Genomic DNA, 11,722 nt, shown 5'->3' with positions numbered 1-11,722 from the left:
GCCCCCGCCCGAGGAACCACCCTCGTTCCAGCCGCCGCCACCGCCGCTGCGCTGGCCGCCACCACCGCCGCCGCCCTGGGCGCCGTCGAGCATGGTCAGCACGCCGCCGATACCGCCCACCGAGACTTCGGTGGTGTAGCGGTCGTTGCCGTTCTGATCCTGCCACTTGCGGGTACGCAGCTGGCCTTCGATGTAGACCTTGGAGCCCTTCTTCAGGAAACGCTCGGCGACGCCGACGAGACCGTCGGACTGGAGCACGACCGAATGCCACTCGGTACGCTCCTTGCGCTCTCCGGTGGCCTTGTCCTTCCAGGTTTCCGACGTGGCGATGCGCAAGTTGGCGATGCGCCCGCCGTTCTGGAACGACTTGACCTCGGGGTCGGCCCCCAGGTTGCCCACGATGATGACCTTGTTGACGCTGCCTGCCATGGGTGAATCGCTTTCGTATCTGAATTTGGCGAACGGGGTAGCGAAAGGCGGTGGCCGGAGCGAGTCAGCGGCGCCGGTTGTCTACAGCCCTGCCGCCACCGCGACCCAATAGGTCACGCCTGCCGATATATAGGCCAGCACGAAGAGGTAGACGAGCATGAACGTCGGCCACTTCCAGCCATTGGTCTCGCGCCGGGTCACCGCAATCGTCGACATGCACTGCGGAGCGAAGACGAACCAAGCCAGGAACGCCAGCGCCATCGGCAGGGTCCAGCGGGCCTTGAGCTGGTCCCCCAGCTCCGCCGCCTGCTCGTCCTCGTTGTCACCGGCGTCGACCGCATAAGTCGTCGCCAGCGAGGAAACCGCAACCTCGCGCGCGGCCATCGCCGGGATCAAGGCCAGGGCCATGTCGCGGTTGAAGCCGATCGGCTCCACTACCACGGCCAACGCGCTGGCGACTTTACCCGCGATCGAGGCATCGACCTGGCTTTCGCCCGGCCCGGCCTTCGGGAAGTTGAGCATCAGCCACAGCACCACGGTGACCATGAAGATGATCGTGCCGGCGCGCCGCAGGAAGATCCAGGCACGCTGCCACAGACCGATCGCCATGTCCTTGAGGCGGGGCATCTGATACTTCGGCATTTCCATGATGAAGCCGGAGGCTGCACCCTTGGTCATCGAACTGCGCATCAGCAGTGCTACCGCCATCGCCCCCAGCACACCAGCAAGGTACAGCACCAGAAGCACCAGCCCCTGAAGGCCGACACCGCCGCCGACATTTTTGTTGGGAATGAAGGCGGCGATGATCACCGCGTAGACCGGCAGGCGCGCCGAACAGGTCATCATCGGCGCGATCAGGATCGTCGTCAGCCGGTCCTTGGGATCGGTGATCGAACGGGTCGCCATGATGCCGGGAATGGCGCAGGCGAAGCTGGACAGCAGCGGAATGAAGCTGCGCCCCGAAAGGCCTACGCCCGCCATCATCCGGTCCATCAGGAAGGCTGCACGGGCCATGTAGCCCGAGGCTTCCATCGCCAGGATGAAGGCGAAGAGAATGACGATCTGCGGCAGGAACACGATCACCGAACCTACGCCGGAAATCACGCCGTCGGTCAGGAGGTCGCGCAGCAGGCTTTCGGGCAGGGTCGCTTTAACCGTGTCGTGCAGCCAGCCTACACCGGCCTCGAGCGCATCGGCGAAGGGCGTCGCCCAGGCGAACACCGCCTGGAACACCACGAACAGGATGCCCAGCAGGAGTAGCGGGCCGAGCCATGGATTGAGCAGCAGGCGGTCGAGGCTGGCATGCAGCCGGTACTGCCGGGATTCGGACAGGATCGCAGCGCCCGCCATGGCATGGGCGGCGACGCGCCGTTCGGTCTGCGTCAGATCGGTAAGGCCGGGGCCGGCATGGCGCTCCCCCGCGTTGGCGATCGCCTCGCCCAGTTCGGCCAGGCCGCGTCGGCGCACCGCCACGGTCGAGACCACGGGTACGCCCAGTTCCTCGGCCAGCACGGCGGGGTCCAGCACCAGCCCGTCCCGCTCGGCAAGGTCGACCATGTTGAGCGCGATGACGCTGGGCTTGCCGAGCGCCAGCACTTCCTGCGCGAAGACGAGGTGCTGCTCAAGGTTCGAGGCATCGAGCACGATCACCAGCACATCGGGGGCCGCCTCGCCCGCGAAGGCGCCGCGAATGACCTTGGAGGTCACTTCTTCGTCAGGGCTGGTCGGGTCGAGCCCGTAGGCGCCCGGAAGGTCGGTCATCTCCACCGGTTCGCCGGTGGGCAGCACGAAGCGGCCCGACTTGCGCTCTACAGTGACCCCCGGATAGTTGGCGATCTTCTGGCGAGCGCCGGTCAGGGCATTGAACAGCGCGCTTTTACCGGCATTGGGATTGCCGACCAGTGCGACTTTGCGTTGACGGCTCATTTACCAGTGCTTTCCAGGACTTCGACTTCCATGGTGGCCGCATGGGCGCGGCGCACGGCCACGGTCATGCGGCCCACGGTGATGGCGATGGGATCGCGGCCGCCCAGGATTCCCCGGTGCGCGATGGAAACACGGGCCCCTTCCTCAAGCCCGAGCGCGCGCAGGCGCCGGGCTTCTTCCTGAACGAGAGCGGACCAGTCGACAGCGACAATGCGCGCGCCCTGGCCGATGGGAAGCAGGTCTAAGGTCATGCCGATGCGCTGCCAGATAACGCCGCCGTTTGCAACTGGATCGCATTAGCTGAAACGTGAGCTTGTGGCATCGCAAGATTCGGGAAACATGGCCGGCACGGCGCGCGATCGCCCCAGGTTCACATTCTACCCGGCGCGGCTGAGGACAGCCGGGCGGCCCGCCTGCACGGTAGCAGGCGGAACCGGCCGAATTACCGCGCCGGGTAGCGCATCCTGCCCAGCAGGCGGGTCACGCTGAAACGCTCGTCCGGCTTGCGCAGTAGCTGCGACTTGGCCTTTTCGAAGCGCATGATGCCCTGGATGCGGCGGTCGAGGAAGGCGCGGGTCTCGGCCTTGTCCTCGCTCTTGTCGCGGGCGAAGACGTGGAGCGTGGCGGCGTAGATGCTGCCCAGAATCGCGCGCTTGGTATAGTGATTGTAATCGGTGGCCTTGTCACCGGCCAGCCGCCACATCGAATCCGCACTACGCCAGCCCAGCCGCGTCGAAGCGGCAAGGTTCTGCGGCATCGCCATGATCGTGAGCGCGCGGATCAACGCTTCCTCGCGCCCGGCGACGGCTTCGAGCCGCGCCCAGACCAGCCGGCGGATACGTTCGCGGATCGGCTGGTTGGACAGGGCGGCAGGCGTCACCGCGCCGACCATGGTCCAGTCGACATGGTCGATCCATGCCGTGATCATCGACATGGCGCCGTCCCGAAAGGCGAAGGCGGCCAGTTCGGGGTCGATTCCACTTGCGACAGCCGCCTGCTTCACCGCTTGCGCCGACCAGCCATCGAACACCGCCGCATCGGCAATGGCAGGTGCCACACGGCGGCGCAGTTCATCGAGAGTGGTAGAGTCTTGCGTCATGACCAAAGCCTCAGAATGTCGGTCCGTAGACGGGCTTGGCCGACTTGACGTTCTTCTTCGCATAAGTGTCGATCGTGGTGAGCAGGTTCTGGCCGCCCCCTTCGAGCTTGGCATAATCCCGCGCGCTGCGGCCGGAATTGTCCGAACGGTCGGGATTGGCCCCGGCGTCGAGCAGCGCCTTCATCATGTTCGCATCCTTGCGGTGGACAGCGAAGATCAGCGGCGTTTCGCCCGCGTCGTTCGAGGGGTCCGGCGATGCCTTCTGTTCCAGCAGAACCGTCGCACCTTCGCGCCAGCCCAGGTTCACCGCGAGTTCGAGCGCAGTGCGGCCACGGTCGTCGGCGCCATTGACGTTGGCGCCCTTGGCGATGAGATAATTGAGCCAGGTCAGGTCGCGGCGGGCGGTGACGATGTGCAGGGCGGTTTCGCCCGTGGTCACGTCCTTGGCATTGACGATCTGGGAGGATTTCATCAGCGCCTCCTCGACCTTGTCGCCTTCCTTCTTCTTCACCGCTTCGAGGAACTTGTAGCCTTCCGAGAAATCGGCCCGCGCGGGGCTGGCGATCAGCAGGCTGGCCGCGAAAACCGGAATGGCAACCTTCAGGATCGCGCGTGAGAGGCCTACCACACCGCGGATCGAAATCTTCAACACCTTGAATTTCCTCCAAGCACAGGATTTTCAGACACGGCCCCGCCACCCGCGCCTTGCATGCCGGCGTTTAGCAGGTCATGAACCGGCGCGCCATGACCTACCTTTTCCGCCGCTTCGCTTTCCTTGCACTCGGGCTTGCGCTCGCCGTGCCCCTTGCCGCCTGCCAGCAGCAGTCTTCGGCAGAGGCGCCGCCGCTGGAGGGCGCCGCCATCGGCGGGCCCTTCACGCTCGTCGACAAGGACGGCAAAACCGTGACCTGGGACCAGTTCAAGGGCCGCTGGCGGATCGTCTACTTCGGCTATACCTTCTGCCCCGATGCCTGCCCGCTCGACGTGCAGGCGATGATGCGCGGCTTCTCGCTGTTCGAAAAGGCCCACGCAGCACAGGCCGCCAAGGTCCAGCCGATCTTCATCACGATCGATCCCGCGCGCGATACGCCGCAGGTGGTCGGCGAATGGACCGCCGCCTTCGGGCCGCGCCTGCTCGGCCTCACCGGCAGCCCGGCGCAGGTAGACAAGGCGGCCAAGGCCTTCGCCTCCTATTACAAGAAGGGCGAGGAAACGCCCGGCGGATACCTGATGGACCACAGCCGCATCGCCTTCCTGATGGACCCAGACGGCAAGCCCATCGCCATGCTGCCGATCGACAAGGGCCCCGAGGACGTCTCGGCCGAACTCGCCAAGTGGGTTAAGTGAACGCGCCGAAACCCTCCGCCCGGCCCTTCTGGGAGCGCCCTCTCGACCAGCTCACCCGCGACGAGTGGGAAGCGCTGTGCGACGGCTGCGGCCAGTGCTGCCTGCACAAGGTGGAAGACGAGGACACCGGCGAGATCTACCACACCAACGTCGCCTGCAAGCTGCTCAACCTCAAGACCGCGCAGTGCAGCGACTATCCCAACCGCCGCAAGTTCGTGCCCGACTGCATGAAGCTGACGCCGGAGACGGCAGGCTCGCTCGCCTGGCTCCCGCCCAGCTGCGCCTACCGTCTGCGCGCCGACGGCGACCCGCTGCCGGAATGGCACTACCTTGTGAGCGGGGACCGCGATGCGGTGCACCGCGCCGGCATGTCGGTGGCCGGAAAGGTCATCTCAGAGAACGTGGCCGGTCCGCTGGAGAACCACATCGTCTGGCCCTACGGCGATGACGGCGACTTCGACGACGACGGTGATGAGGGCAACGCCCCCTGGGCGGTCCTGCCTCCGGGGCGGAAGGACTAGCCGCAATGCTCGACTGGCTGCGGCGCGACCCCAAGGAGGAGCCGGTCGTCGAAGTCGCGGGGCGGCATTTGCCGGTGGTGATTCGCCGGCTGGAACGCGCACGCCGCATGACCATGCGCCTCGCCCCCGATGGCAGCGAAGTGCGCATCTCGATCCCGCACTGGACCCGTACCGCAGAGGCCCTCACATTCGCGCAAAGCCGCCGCGACTGGCTGGTCCGGCAGCTTGAAGCTCTGCCCAGCGCCAATCCGGTGGCAGACGGCGCGACGCTGGTCTTTCGGGGAGAAACGCTGGCCATCGTCCATGACCCGCTTGCCCCGCGCCGCCCGGTCGTGGCTCCGGGAGAGCTGCGCGTAGGCGGCCCGCCCGATTCGCTCAGCCAGCGCCTCGCCCGCTGGCTCCAGGCCGAGGGGCGCGTACTGCTCGCCGCCGATCTCGCCGAATATTGCGAGCGTGCCCAACAGCCCTGCCCGGCCCTGGGCCTGTCGAGCGCGCAGCGCCGCTGGGGGTCTTGCGCGCATGACGGCTCGATCCGCATCAACTGGCGACTGGTCATGGCACCGGACATGGTGCGCCGATCGGTGGTCGCGCACGAGGTCGCGCATCTCGTCCATTTCGATCACTCGCCGGCGTTCCACCACTGTCTCAAGACGATCTTCGAAGGCTCGGTGCATGAGGCCAATCGCTGGCTGAAGGCGCACGGCCGCACGCTCTATGTGCCGTTCGGGTAGATTTAGGTGCGGTTAGGGACTAGATAGCGCCCATGTCCCCGTTCAAACGCTCCGGAATCTGGAAAGACGTCAACCCCACCGGCATGGTTGGGGATTTCGTGCAAGTGTGGAAGCAGGCGGGCGCCAACCGCTGGCGCATCGCCGCCGTTTCCGCGGCCTGCACATTCGGCGTGTTCTACCTGATGAGCACGCAGGAAGGCAAAGCCCCGCACCTGCCGCCCAAGGTCACCTATATCTCCGTGTTCAAGGCGCACCGCACGGATGCGCAGATCATGGAAGAGAACCTCGCCAACCAGAAGAACAAGGAAGCCTGGGCCCGCGAGATGGCTCGCCGCGACAAGGACGTGCGCGAGATGTACAAGACCATCGGGCGCATGTCCGGCATCGACGTCGACAAGATCGCCCGCGAAGCCGATGCCGAAGACGCCGCAAGGGACAAGGCCGAGCGCGAACGCGTCGAGGCTACCCTCAAGCGCTCGGGCATCGCCAATCCGAAACTTTCGCCGGAACCTGCCGGCCAGTGAGGGAAGACGCGCGCTGGCTCGCGGCGGCCGCCGCGCTGGCCGCACGCGCACGCCCGCTCAGCCGGCCCAATCCGGGCGTCGGCGCGATCGTGGTCCGGGGTGGCCGCGTCGTGGCGCGCGGCTGGACGCAGGCAGGCGGACGCCCTCATGCCGAAGCCATGGCGCTGGCTGCCGCCGGTGAAGCCGCCAGGGGCGCGACGCTTTACGTTACGCTGGAGCCCTGCGCCCACCGCTCGGCGCGCGGGCCCGCCTGCGCCGACCTGGTAAGCGCGTCAGGCCTTGCCCGCGTCGTCATCGGCTGCATGGACCCCGATCCGCGCACTTCGGGCGCCGGTATCGCGCGTATCCGCGAGGCCGGGGTCGCCGCCGATTTCCTGCCCTCATCCGCCTGCGCGCGCAGCCTTTCCGGCTACCTTACCTCCAAGCGGCTGGCGCGGCCCGAGGTCACCCTGAAACTCGCTCTATCGCTCGACGGCTGCATCGCCCTGGCGAGCGGCGAGAGCCAGTGGATCACCGGAGCGCAGGCCCGCGCCCATACCCATGCGATGCGCGCCCGTTCGGATGCGATTCTTGTCGGCGGCGGCACCCTGCGCGCCGACAATCCCCGCCTCGACGTGCGCCTGCCGGGGCTGGAAGACCGCAGCCCGCAGCGCTGGGTCCTGACACGCGGCCCGGTGCCCGAGGGCTGGCACGCCCTGTCCTCTCCCGAGGACATCTCACGGATGGAGGGCGTGCTGCACCTTTTCGTCGAAGGCGGGGCGAAGACGGCGACTGCCTTCCTTGCCGCCGGACTTGTCCACCGGCTGCTGATCTACCGTGCCCCGGTCCTGCTGGGCGGCCGCCCTGCGCTGGGCGACTTCGGCCTGTCCGCACTGGCCCACGCCCATGGCCAATGGCGCCTTACCGAGCGCCGCCAGCTTGGCAGCGACACGCTCGAAGTCTACGACGCGCGAAATTCCACCGACAGCCCCTCGGAAAGCTAGACCCATGTTCACCGGAATCGTCACTGCCGTCGGCACCATTCGCGAAGCCCGCCAAGCCGGCGACCTGCGCGCCGTCATTGCCTGCCCGTTCGATCCGGCGGGCATCGCCATGGGCGCCTCGATCGCCTGCTCGGGCGTGTGCCTCACCGTTGTCGACAAGGGCGGCACGGCCGGCGATGCATGGTTCGCGGTCGACATCTCGGGCGAATCGGTCGCCCGCACGGTGCCGGCGCGCTGGCAGCAGGGCCGCCACCTCAACCTCGAACCCGCACTGAAGCTGGGCGACGAGCTGGGCGGTCACATCGTCACCGGCCATGTCGACGGCGTGGGCGCCGTGGTGAGCATCGAACCCGTGGGCGATTCGCACCGCTTCGTGATCGCCGCGCCGAAGGAACTGGCGCCTTACCTCGCCCCCAAAGGCTCGATCACCGTGGACGGCATCTCGCTGACGGTGAACGAAGTGAGCGACGAGGCCGACGGCACCTGCCATTTTACGCTAAACATCATCCCGCACACCGCCGAAGTCACCACCATCGGCGCGATGCGCGAAGGTGACGGGGTGAACCTGGAGATCGACGTGCTGGCCCGCTACCTCCAGCGGATGCAGTCGCTGCGCGCGTGAGGTAAGTCGGAATTTCATTTCCTTTCAGGCGCATTCTCCAACCATCCCGTCGCGCCTACCGTCCGTTTCATGGCAGAGGCGTGGCAACCCCGGCGAACTTCGGGTGTTGCGAAGAGATAACTGGAAGAGGGAAAATAATGCGCGGGATACCGCTTGCCTGAACCGATGAGCGCCGAAGCGCGCCGCCGATCCGATGCGATCCGCGTTGCCCGTGTCATCTGCATAACCGGTGTCGTCTACGTCCATGCCTGGACTGGCCTCGACGGATACAGTCTCGAACTGGCCCGGGGCACCCCTCAGGAAATATTGCGCTGGGTGCTGATGGAAGTGTTCGGCCGCAGCGCCGTGCCCTTGCTGGGCCTCATTTCCGGCTGGCTGGTCGCAGGATCGAGCCGTACCCAGGACTGGCGCTCGCACATCCCCCGCAAGGCCCGCACTATCCTGCTGCCGATGGCGCTGTGGAATGTGCTGGCGATTATCCTCGTATCGGGCGCGGCGTGGCTTCTGGGCCTGGCTGCGCCCGTGCCGCAATCGCTGCGCTGGGTGGTGGAGGAGACGCTGATCCTCACCCGCCCGCCGGACATCGACGTGCAGATGCCGTTCCTGCGCGACCTCTTCGTCTGCATGGTGCTGGCCCCGCTGTTGATACGCCTGCCGACATGGGCGCTGGCGCTGCTGGCGCTCGCCGCAGGGGCCTGCCATATCGCCGGCATAGGTCCGCCGGTGATGCTGCGCCCCTCGATCCTGATGTTCTTCACCATCGGCGTCATCGCCCGCCGCAACGGCCTTGCCGAGCGTATCGCCTTCGCGCCGCTGGTGCTGGCCGCCCTGCCCTTCGCGGTGCTGATGCCGCTGCATCTGTACGTTTCGCTCGGCGATGCGCGGCCCTTCGATGATGGCTCGACCGCCGCACTGGACCTTGCCACGCGCGTCGCTGCCTCGATCGCCGTCTGGCGCCTTGCCTGGGAACTGGCCGCAAGCCGCGCGGCGCCGGTCCTCCAGCGGATCGAGCCCTACATGTTCTTCTACTTCTGCGCTCACCTCATCCTGCTGTGGCTGTTCGGACCGCTGGTCGGCAAGCTGACCGGAAAGCTCGGCTCGCCGCTTTATCCGGTCTACCTGCTGGCCCAGCCGTTCCTGATCCTGGCCGCCGTGATCGCGATTGCGCAGGGCCTGATCCGGGTAGCCCCGGGCGCGACGAAAGTGCTGAGCGGAGGCAGGTTGACCCGCATCACCCCAACCACCGCAGCCTGACGCCGATCACATACGGAAGAACAGCGGCCCCGGCGCAAGCGTCAGCGAGATGAGGCCCCAAAGCGCGACCACGATCAGAACGCCGCCGACCCACTGCGTCATGTTTCTGCTCGAGGCGCGGCGCGTCACCAGCGCTCCCAGCGGCGCGGCGACCACGCCGCCGATCAGTAGCCCCGCAGCGGCAAGCGCAAAGGACTGCAGGCCCAGCGAACCGATGAAGGCCGAAAGCACGGTAACCGAGACGAAGAACTCGGCGGCGTTGACCGTGCCCACCGCCATGCGGGGGGTCATCCCCTGCGCGATCAAACTGCCTGTCGTCACCGGCCCCCAGGCCCCCCCGAACGAATCGAGGAAGCCCGCCACCAGCCCCAGCGGGCCGACCATGCGCATCCGCCGATAGGCCTGCGCCCGCCGTGCCCCGCGCCAGATGAGATAAATCCCCACTGCCGCCAGATAGACCAGCACTACCGGGCGTACGAAATCGAGATGCAGGTGCGTCAGCGCCCATACCCCGGTCAGGCCGCCGGCAATGCCGGGGACGACGAGACGCGCGAACAGTGGCCAGTCGACGTTGCGCTGCAGCGCGTGGGAAATGCCCGAGACGCCGCTGGTGAAACTTTCCACGGTATGGGTGACCGAGGACGCCGTCGCCGGCGGCAGGCCGAGCACCACCAGCAGCGAATTGGCTATTACCCCGAAGGCCATGCCCAGTGCGCTGTCGACCAGCTGGGCCAGAAACCCCGCGATGATGAAGGGGGCAAGGTCCGCCCAGGGGATCGCCGAAAGATCGATCATGCCCCGCCTCCCTTGCGCGCGCCGGTCCTTCGCCGCGACTTGCCGAAACGGCCCGCCGGCGCTGTCAGCAGGAACAGGACCGGGAAGCTCAGCGCCAGCACCGAGAGGACCCCGCTGACGATGGCTTCGGCGCCGACCAGCCAGGGCAGCACCGCCGCCCAGATCGCCACGGCCAGCACGACCATGAGCGTGCGCTCCTGCGCGCGGTCGTCGAGGTGGTTGAGTTCGGAAGCCACGCGCCCCTCGAACAGCGAGCGAAGGCCGATTCCCACCGGGCTGCGGCGATCCACCAACATCCGCGGGAAGCTGGCCTGCACCAGCGCGCCGATCCCCGTCGCGACCATGCGCAGCCCCACGGCGCTGGCAAACCGGCGGAACTCGGTATTGCGATCGGTCAGCGCGCGCAGGCCTGCGCGGCCACCGAAGACCATGTCGGACAGTGCAGTGCTTTCCGCCGGTAGCGGCTCACGCTCGCGCGCGGCGTCCTGTGTCGAGACCACCCATTCGAGAATGGCGGTCGGCACGTCCATGCCGGTCGCCCGTTCCAGGCCCTGAAATCCGGGGGCGGAATTGGCCTCGCAGATACGGTAGCCGTCCTCGTCGAACAGAATGTCGATGCCGGTTATGTCCAGTTCCAGCACGTCGGCGGCCTGTACTGCCAGTTCGGCCATCTCCTGCGGCGGGTTGTAGGCGACCCCGACTCCGCCCAGAGAGACGTTCGATTTGAAGCCGCCCGTCAGCGAGCGCCGCTCCATCGCGGCCACCACCCGGCCGCCCACCACCAGCACGCGCACGTCACGGCCGTGGCTGGCGCGCACGTAATGCTGGAGGATGAAGTCCGCCTTGGCCTCTGCGCTTTCAAGCAGGCCGGCGAGATCCTCGAACTGGCTGCGATCCTCGCACTTGAGGACACCGGCCCCGCGCGTGCCCTTCAGTGTCTTGACGATCACCGGGAAGCCCAGTTCCCGCTCGACCAGATCGATGTCGATCGGGAAGGTGCCCAGGATCGTGCGGGGGATCGGCAGACCCGCGCGGTTAAGGGTCTGCAAGGTATGCAGTTTATCCGCCACCGTCTCGATCGTCGCCGGGCCGTTGACCAGACGCACCCCGCGCCGCTCGATATGGCGCAGCAGGGCCAGCGTGAAATAGTCGGTCTCGGCGCCGGTACGGCAGATCACGAAGTCGGGCCGCGCCACCGGCTGGCCCTGATACTTCATCGACCAGTCGCCCCCGGTGCCGACCACCAGTTCGAAGCGGTGCGGCTGGAAGACGTGCAGTTCGATACCCATCGCCCCCGCCGCTTCCTGGAAACGGAACACCTCGGGCACTTCCGGGATCGCCGGGTCGAGTTCATGCTGAAAGAGAATCCAGCCGCGCAAAGCGATACGTCCCCCGATAGACTGTTGTCATGGTGCGAAAAACGAGTTCGCCTCCGCGCGTACGGTAGGCAGGCCCTTCAGCCGTAAATCTTGCGGCAGTCGCCGGTTTCAG

General features: G+C 66.9%; 14 protein-coding genes. 7 read left to right on the top strand and 7 right to left on the bottom strand.

What is annotated here, in order from left to right; genetic code table 11:
- From ssb to GVL61_RS17670, 5 genes are all read right to left on the bottom strand, one after another.
- Nucleotides 1-429, bottom strand: a 429-nt coding sequence (gene ssb / locus GVL61_RS17690; RefSeq protein WP_159981979.1) for a single-stranded DNA-binding protein, incomplete at its 3' end; no start/stop codon positions are given.
- Nucleotides 430-510: 81 nt separating this feature from the next.
- Nucleotides 511-2,355, bottom strand: coding sequence for a ferrous iron transporter B (locus GVL61_RS17685; protein ID WP_159981978.1), 1,845 nt, complete (start codon nucleotides 2,353-2,355; stop codon nucleotides 511-513).
- Nucleotides 2,352-2,606, bottom strand: a complete 255-nt coding sequence (locus tag GVL61_RS17680; RefSeq protein WP_159981977.1) for a FeoA family protein — start codon at nucleotides 2,604-2,606, stop codon at nucleotides 2,352-2,354. Before GVL61_RS17680 ends, GVL61_RS17685 begins: the two co-directional genes overlap by 4 nt.
- A 191-nt stretch (nucleotides 2,607-2,797) precedes the next feature.
- Complete coding sequence (locus tag GVL61_RS17675; RefSeq protein WP_159981976.1) at nucleotides 2,798-3,454, bottom strand: COQ9 family protein; 657 nt, start codon at nucleotides 3,452-3,454, stop codon at nucleotides 2,798-2,800.
- Nucleotides 3,455-3,464: 10 nt separating this feature from the next.
- Entirely contained in the window at nucleotides 3,465-4,106 is a 642-nt protein-coding gene (locus GVL61_RS17670) for an ankyrin repeat domain-containing protein (protein WP_159981975.1), read from the bottom strand.
- 92 nt (nucleotides 4,107-4,198) lie between these two features.
- Between GVL61_RS17670 and GVL61_RS17665 the strand changes: the two genes are divergently transcribed.
- The 7 genes from GVL61_RS17665 (at nucleotide 4,199) to GVL61_RS17635 (ending at nucleotide 9,436) form a co-directional block, all read left to right on the top strand.
- Nucleotides 4,199-4,801 carry an SCO family protein gene (locus GVL61_RS17665; protein ID WP_235037767.1) on the top strand — a complete coding sequence of 201 codons (603 nt, stop codon included), beginning with the start codon at nucleotides 4,199-4,201 and terminating at the stop codon, nucleotides 4,799-4,801.
- Entirely contained in the window at nucleotides 4,798-5,322 is a 525-nt protein-coding gene (locus GVL61_RS17660; RefSeq protein WP_159981973.1) for a YcgN family cysteine cluster protein, read from the top strand. The genes GVL61_RS17665 and GVL61_RS17660 overlap by 4 nt, the downstream gene beginning before the upstream one ends.
- A gap of 5 nt (nucleotides 5,323-5,327) precedes the next feature.
- Nucleotides 5,328-6,053: a M48 family metallopeptidase gene (locus GVL61_RS17655; RefSeq protein ID WP_159981972.1), complete on the top strand. Its 726-nt coding sequence runs from the start codon at nucleotides 5,328-5,330 to the stop codon at nucleotides 6,051-6,053.
- A 32-nt stretch (nucleotides 6,054-6,085) separates the two neighbouring features.
- Nucleotides 6,086-6,577, top strand: a complete 492-nt coding sequence (locus tag GVL61_RS17650) for a hypothetical protein (protein WP_159981971.1) — start codon at nucleotides 6,086-6,088, stop codon at nucleotides 6,575-6,577.
- On the top strand, nucleotides 6,574-7,560 hold the full coding sequence (gene ribD / locus GVL61_RS17645) for a bifunctional diaminohydroxyphosphoribosylaminopyrimidine deaminase/5-amino-6-(5-phosphoribosylamino)uracil reductase RibD (protein ID WP_159981970.1): 987 nt from the start codon (nucleotides 6,574-6,576) through the stop codon (nucleotides 7,558-7,560). The genes GVL61_RS17650 and ribD overlap by 4 nt, the downstream gene beginning before the upstream one ends.
- A gap of 4 nt (nucleotides 7,561-7,564) precedes the next feature.
- Entirely contained in the window at nucleotides 7,565-8,182 is a 618-nt protein-coding gene (locus GVL61_RS17640; protein ID WP_159981969.1) for a riboflavin synthase, read from the top strand.
- A gap of 153 nt (nucleotides 8,183-8,335) precedes the next feature.
- A complete protein-coding gene (locus tag GVL61_RS17635; RefSeq protein WP_159981968.1) occupies nucleotides 8,336-9,436 on the top strand; it encodes an acyltransferase in 1,101 nt (366 codons plus the stop codon).
- 6 nt (nucleotides 9,437-9,442) lie between these two features.
- On the opposite strand, the gene GVL61_RS17630 is transcribed toward GVL61_RS17635, so the two are convergent.
- Together GVL61_RS17630 and GVL61_RS17625 are read right to left on the bottom strand one after the other, a co-directional pair.
- Complete coding sequence (locus GVL61_RS17630; protein ID WP_159981967.1) at nucleotides 9,443-10,231, bottom strand: sulfite exporter TauE/SafE family protein; 789 nt, start codon at nucleotides 10,229-10,231, stop codon at nucleotides 9,443-9,445.
- Nucleotides 10,228-11,610: a RimK family alpha-L-glutamate ligase gene (locus GVL61_RS17625; RefSeq protein WP_159981966.1), complete on the bottom strand. Its 1,383-nt coding sequence runs from the start codon at nucleotides 11,608-11,610 to the stop codon at nucleotides 10,228-10,230. Before GVL61_RS17625 ends, GVL61_RS17630 begins: the two co-directional genes overlap by 4 nt.
- Nucleotides 11,611-11,722 lie beyond the last annotated feature (112 nt).

It is taken from the genome of Novosphingobium sp. 18050 (genome assembly GCF_902706195.1).
Classification (GTDB): Bacteria; Pseudomonadota; Alphaproteobacteria; order Sphingomonadales; family Sphingomonadaceae; genus Novosphingobium.
Note: the sequence above shows the minus strand (reverse complement) of the source record. Positions and strands in the feature narration are given on the sequence as shown.

What these genes read in the sequence shown, in the direction of transcription:
- GVL61_RS17680 (WP_159981977.1), bottom strand. Translation starts at nt 2,606, where the DNA reads ATGACCTTAGACCTGCTTCCCATCGGCCAGGGCGCGCGCATTGTCGCT.
- GVL61_RS17630 (WP_159981967.1), bottom strand. Translation starts at nt 10,231, where the DNA reads ATGATCGATCTTTCGGCGATCCCCTGGGCGGACCTTGCCCCCTTCATC.
- GVL61_RS17655 (WP_159981972.1), top strand. Translation starts at nt 5,328, where the DNA reads ATGCTCGACTGGCTGCGGCGCGACCCCAAGGAGGAGCCGGTCGTCGAA.
- GVL61_RS17685 (WP_159981978.1), bottom strand. Translation starts at nt 2,355, where the DNA reads ATGAGCCGTCAACGCAAAGTCGCACTGGTCGGCAATCCCAATGCCGGT.
- GVL61_RS17650 (WP_159981971.1), top strand. Translation starts at nt 6,086, where the DNA reads ATGTCCCCGTTCAAACGCTCCGGAATCTGGAAAGACGTCAACCCCACC.
- GVL61_RS17640 (WP_159981969.1), top strand. Translation starts at nt 7,565, where the DNA reads ATGTTCACCGGAATCGTCACTGCCGTCGGCACCATTCGCGAAGCCCGC.
- GVL61_RS17665 (WP_235037767.1), top strand. Translation starts at nt 4,199, where the DNA reads ATGACCTACCTTTTCCGCCGCTTCGCTTTCCTTGCACTCGGGCTTGCG.
- GVL61_RS17675 (WP_159981976.1), bottom strand. Translation starts at nt 3,454, where the DNA reads ATGACGCAAGACTCTACCACTCTCGATGAACTGCGCCGCCGTGTGGCA.